The sequence below is a fragment of the Mucilaginibacter sp. P2_A5 genome, from assembly GCF_056404995.1.
Genome location: NZ_JBFUCY010000067.1, coordinates 1 through 5,792 on the forward strand (window position 1 = coordinate 1; position 5,792 = coordinate 5,792).

General features: G+C 44.5%; 5 protein-coding genes. 2 read left to right on the top strand and 3 right to left on the bottom strand.

What is annotated here, in order from left to right; translation table 11 throughout:
• Together AC1DXF_RS29255 and AC1DXF_RS29260 are read right to left on the bottom strand one after the other, a co-directional pair.
• Nucleotides 1-274: hypothetical protein (locus tag AC1DXF_RS29255; protein WP_477452224.1), on the bottom strand; the 274-nt coding region annotated here is incomplete at its 3' end.
• Between the two features lie 169 nt (nucleotides 275-443).
• Entirely contained in the window at nucleotides 444-1,091 is a 648-nt protein-coding gene (locus AC1DXF_RS29260) for an ankyrin repeat domain-containing protein (RefSeq protein WP_477452225.1), read from the bottom strand.
• Between the two features lie 352 nt (nucleotides 1,092-1,443).
• Here AC1DXF_RS29260 and AC1DXF_RS29265 point away from each other — a divergent pair, with 352 nt between their 5' ends.
• Nucleotides 1,444-4,014: an FtsK/SpoIIIE family DNA translocase gene (locus tag AC1DXF_RS29265; protein ID WP_477452226.1), complete on the top strand. Its 2,571-nt coding sequence runs from the start codon at nucleotides 1,444-1,446 to the stop codon at nucleotides 4,012-4,014.
• Between the two features lie 69 nt (nucleotides 4,015-4,083).
• Nucleotides 4,084-4,761, top strand: a complete 678-nt coding sequence (lolA1, locus tag AC1DXF_RS29270; protein WP_477452228.1) for an outer membrane lipoprotein periplasmic chaperone LolA1 — start codon at nucleotides 4,084-4,086, stop codon at nucleotides 4,759-4,761.
• Between the two features lie 113 nt (nucleotides 4,762-4,874).
• Here the strand turns inward: lolA1 and AC1DXF_RS29275 are convergent, their stop codons facing one another.
• Complete coding sequence (locus AC1DXF_RS29275; protein ID WP_477452229.1) at nucleotides 4,875-5,411, bottom strand: AAA family ATPase; 537 nt, start codon at nucleotides 5,409-5,411, stop codon at nucleotides 4,875-4,877.
• Nucleotides 5,412-5,792: the final 381 nt, after the last annotated feature.

Consider the following 5,792-nt stretch of genomic DNA (forward strand, 5'->3'; position numbering starts at 1 on the left):
AATAATTATAATTAAGCAACTTATGGCTCAGGAGAGCGATAGATAAAAAAGGCACGCTGCCATACGGGAATGCTGCTGATAACAGTATCACCAAAATGCTTACGCTATTTCCTGAAGCAAAACTCAGGGGCGGGTAAAAAACACCAGGAGCTAAACTGCTACGCTGCCATAAGTTGCTTTTCGCAAAATTCGGAAATAGCTTGTCATCTGCAATGCCATTATTTGTGCGCAAATAAAACTTACTCAGGATGACAGTGAGAATTGGATATGTCATGGGTAGCCTAATCGCGAACTACGCAAATCGGCCATGCAGGCGACGGGATTGCCACGCTATCGCTCGCAATGACATATGTTTAATATTATCTCATCCAGCCCCTTCCATCTTGACTCTTGATTCATGATTCATGATTCTTGACTCTTGATTCTTGACCCTACCTTCTCCCCTATTCCAGTATCTCCGCTATCTCATCAAAACCTTTTTCACGGGCCAAATCTGCGGGGAGTTTGCCGCCTTCCATGCGGGTATTAATTTCGGCGCCGTTTTCCAGTAATAGTATCAGCAGTTCCGTGTTACCGTTTTGAGCTGCCGAGTGCAGTGGTGTGGCACCAGCCTGTTGTTTTATGTTGATAAGGGCCCCGTTTTCTATCAGCATCCGGGCTATCTGGGTATAGCTGCCCGCACAGGCCGAATGTAAGGGATACACATGGAACCCATTGTTTGAAGGCCGGTTAACATCAGCCCCTTTTAACACCAGGTAGCGGGCCACATCATAGTGGCCAAAGTAGCAGGCCAGCCCAAGGGCGGTAAAGCCATCGTCGGCATAATCATCAAGCGAATTGGGGCTATCATAAACAAGGTTGGCTATCAAATCCAGTTTACCGGCAGCGGCGGCCTCAAACATGGTGAGCTCGCCGGTGTATTTTAACAATAGTTCGGTTACGTTAGGTTTTTTGTAATAGCATGACAACATCAGCGGCGAAACCCGCTGGCTGGTTAGCGTGGTAGCCAGCTTTGGGTTTTGGGCAAGCAGCTGTTCCAGCCCGGTTAAATCGGCAGCAGCAATGTACTCTTCTACCTGTTCTATACTCATTATCTGCACATAAATAAAGGCCAAACCCACGCGTTAAACGTAAAGCGCATCATTGTTTCAATTATACTAAAAAAATAAAAATACGCCTAAATATTTGTTTAATCTGCTAACTTTATATTTCAACACTAAGTATTTTTTTGGGTGGTTGATGAGGTAGTGTTAAGTCATAAGTACTTAGTCGCAAGTCATAAGTCTGAACTGTCATTTTCGACTTAGAACCTAAGACTTTCAACTAAAGACTCGCGATTAAAAGCTTTTGACTTGACAGTAGATAAAAATTATATGTTGTTTTTGCAAAGTTTACATAGGTGAAATTTTATGTAAGTTTGCAGTTAAAGGATGTTACATCAGGATGCCGGTAAAAGCAAATCAGTTTAAATCAAATAGTTTTAAAGACGATAATCAGCCACGCCAACCAGGCGGCAGGGCCGAAAAAGAAAAGGAAGCAAAAAAACTGCTCCCTAAAATGCCCCGCTTTGATATGGAAAATGGGCGTGGCGTAAAAATTGCGGGCTTATTTTCGCTCTTATTAGCCATTTATTTCTTGATCGCTTTTACGTCGTACCTGTTTACCTGGCAGGAAGACCAAAGTTATATTTCATCAACCAATGGTGGCTGGCATAACCTGGCCACCGGCAAAACCGTACAGGAAATTACCGATACCGGTACACCGCATATTGCGCAAAACTGGCTGGGTAAATTTGGCGCACTGCTAAGCAACCAGTTTATTTATGAGTGGTTCGGAGTTGCGTCGTTTGTGTTTGTGTTTGTATTTTTTGTTTTGGGGTATCGCCTGTTATTTAAAGTTAGGCTTTTCTCGCTGCCAAAAACAATTGCATATTCTATCTTCGGAATCGTATTTATATCAACCGCAATTGGCTATTTCCACGCGTTTATTATAGATTACCCTCATTTTTTAGAAGGCGGCTTCGGTTACTGGAGCAACCGGCTGCTTGATGCACAGATAGGCCCGGCAGGTACCGGCGGCCTGCTTGTATTTGCAGCGCTCACCGTACTGGTTATTGCTTATAACATCGATTTTAAAATTCCATCACGTACGGAAAAAAAGGTAGCCCCAATTACTGTTGACGATGTATCACCAGAACCCGTTGAACTGATTGACGACGAAATTGACCTTCCTGTTGAATGGCCCCGCGGTAACCGTGTAAAAGATGTACCGGTAACCCCGGTTAATGTTGTGAGGCCCGAACCTCTTGTACAACCGCCAATGGTACAAACTCCTATTTATCATGAACCCATTGTTTTAACACCTACCGGCGGCGGCAAAACGGGGCCAGAGGAAGAGGGCCTCCCCCTTACTATCGATATTAATCGCCCTTTGCCTGAATTGAGTGTTGAAAAAGCCGACGATTTAAAAGCGCAGGAACTGGTAAACCAGTTTGGCATTTACGATCATCGCCTTGACCTGGCTAACTACAAATTTCCGCATCTCGATTTGCTGGAAAATCATGGTTCAAACAAAATCTCGGTTAATGCAGAAGAGCTGGAGGCCAACAAAAATAAAATTGTTGAAACGCTGAACCACTATAATATCGAGATTGATAAAATAAAGGCCACCATTGGCCCAACGGTTACCCTTTACGAAATTATACCCGCGCCGGGCGTACGTATTTCCAAAATCAAAAACCTGGAAGATGATATCGCCCTGAGCCTGGCTGCGTTGGGTATCCGTATCATCGCGCCTATGCCTGGCAAGGGCACTATTGGTATCGAAGTACCAAACCAACACCCCGAAATGGTGTCGATGCGCTCGATCCTGATGACCGAGAAATTCCAGAACACCACGATGGATTTGCCTATTGCTTTGGGTAAAACCATATCAAACGAGGTTTTCATTGCCGATTTGGCCAAAATGCCTCACCTGCTGGTTGCAGGTGCCACCGGACAGGGTAAATCGGTTGGTATCAATGCGATACTGGTTTCTTTACTATTTAAAAAACACCCCGCCGAACTGAAATTTGTACTGGTTGACCCTAAAAAGGTGGAGCTTACACTTTTCCGTAAAATAGAAAGGCACTTTTTAGCCAAGCTGCCCGATGAGGCCGACGCCATTATTACCGATACCAAAAAGGTGGTGAATACCCTCAACTCGCTTTGTATCGAGATGGACCAGCGTTATGATTTGTTGAAGGATGCACAGGTGCGTAACCTGAAAGAGTACAACGCCAAATACGTTAACCGCAAAATAAGCGATCCCGAAAAACACCGATACCTGCCATTTATTGTGCTGGTAATTGATGAGTTTGCCGATTTGATGATGACCGCCGGTAAAGAGGTAGAGGTACCTATTGCCCGTATTGCCCAGCTGGCCCGCGCCGTGGGTATACACCTGGTTATTGCAACACAAAGGCCATCGGTAAACATTATTACGGGTACTATTAAGGCCAACTTCCCATCCAGGCTGGCATTTAGGGTACTGTCTAAAATAGATTCGCGTACCATTCTGGATGCAGGTGGCGCCGATCAGCTGATTGGCCGCGGGGATATGTTATTTTCAACCGGCAGCGACCTTATCCGCTTACAGTGTGCCTTTGTGGATACGCCAGAAGTTGAGGCGATATCTGATTTTATAGGTAACCAGAAAGGCTACCCTACCGCCATGTTACTGCCAGAATACCTTGGCGAAGGCGAAACCAGCAGCCCTAAAGAGTACGATCCGGACGACCGCGACCCGATGTTTGAAGAAGCTGCCCGTTTGATTGTATTGCACCAGCAAGGTTCAACATCGCTCATTCAGCGTAAAATGAAACTGGGCTATAATCGCGCCGGCCGTATTATTGATCAGTTAGAAGCCGCAGGTATTGTTGGCGCGTTTGAAGGCAGCAAAGCCCGTGATGTACTTTACCCCGACGAATATAGCCTGGAACGCTACCTGGAAACCCTTCAAAAAGCCAAAGATTAAACCAAATACAATAAATACGCTCTAAACCAATAACTATTAACATGAATAGTTGTTGATGATAAAACAAACATGAAAAAAACAATCTTCTACACCCTGTTAGCGCTAACTATCTGCACCAATGCTTTTGCCCAGAAAGATGCCCAGGCTAAAGCCATTTTAAACCAGGTAAGCGCCAAATACAAATCATATGATGTTATTAAAGCCGATTTTACCATAACCCTTGATAACCAGCAAGCCGGCGTAAAAGAAACGCAAACAGGCACCTTGATTTCAAAAGCGAAAGCAGGAAAATACAAAGTTACTTTATACAGCTCTGCAGCCGCGAAAGATGTGGATAAAGAGATCATAAGCGATGGCAAAAGCCAATGGACTTACCTTAAAAAAGATAAAGAAGTGCAGGTAGGCGATGCCGCTAAAGGTGGCGAAGGCCTGAGCAACCCATCGCAAATTTTTACTATTTATGAAAAAGGTTACAAATACCTGTACACCGGCGAGCAAAAAATTGCCGGGAAAGCTTACCAGGCTATCGATTTGACCCCCGAAAACGAAAAAGCGAGCATTTTCAAAGTACGCTTACTGGTTGATAAAACAAAAAAACAAATTTATAGTGCCTTGCTATTTGATAAAAACGGCAATAAATACAATTACGTTGTAAAAAGCCTTACCGCCAACCCGCCCATTACCGATAGCGTATTTGGCTGGGACGCCAAAGCACACCCCGGTGTAGAAGTGGTGGACCTAAGGTAGATTTGAGATGTGAGATATGAGACAAAAAGGGCGGTGATTTCAGGATCATCGCTCTTTTTGTTTGAGGGTATTCCGGTTTAGTAGAGGGTTGGAAACTCATTACCGCCGGAAAGTTATTTTAACTCTTCCAGCTTCCGCAATACAGCCCCTACCCGCTCATCTACAGTAGTATCTCCTTCAATAGTCAACAAGGGCTTTTTAAGGTTTTTCATCCAGTTTTGGTGTACCCGCAGGGTACGGCCATCGGTGGTGTTATCGTCGTAGCCGTTGGCCCAATCTAAAAATTTATGGTAGAGGATGGCGCGTTCCGGATCGGTATATATCTTATCGCCGTAACGTTCAAACTCACGTTTTTTGAGCCTGTCCATTCTTATTTCGTTCGGGATATATAAGAATACCGAGAGGTCGAAATCCCAGTTATTGTTCCAGCTAACTACCGAACTGCTTAGTATCCAGTTTTTGTGCGGGGCTGTATCCAGGTTAAGCATAGCGTTACGTTCTTCCGGCTTTCGCTTAACGGTGAACGGGGGTTCAGATGGCACCCAAAAGTATTCATCGCCATCAAAAGCGGGATAACCAAGCGCCTTACCCAGGGCTTTCCCCAAAGTGGTTGAGCCGGAGCCTGATGCTCCAAAAATATTGATCTGCATGTAAAAAACCTTTACCCCATCGGCTGTATCCTCACAGCCGATTTGTTATAACGAAATGGTTGGCTGTGAGGACACTAATTCTATTAAGTTAAGGATTGACAGGCTGCTCCATCGGAGCAAAATATTTGTAGCACTTGTAATTAACATTTCTGCGTGCCGTAGGTACGCTACCTAAGTTCCGTACCTACCTTTGGTCTTACAAAGACAATTTATCAGTAAATATTGTTGTTGTTGAAATGGGGGGTCTGGGGGGTGTTAAAAACTAAAAACTTTGTGGAAAACGTTATTATAAAAGGCAGGGTGAACTTTCGTACCTCCTATGTTTTTGAGAACTAAGTGCCGTATTAGTCCCTGCCTTTTATGATTGCCCAAGGCCCAGCT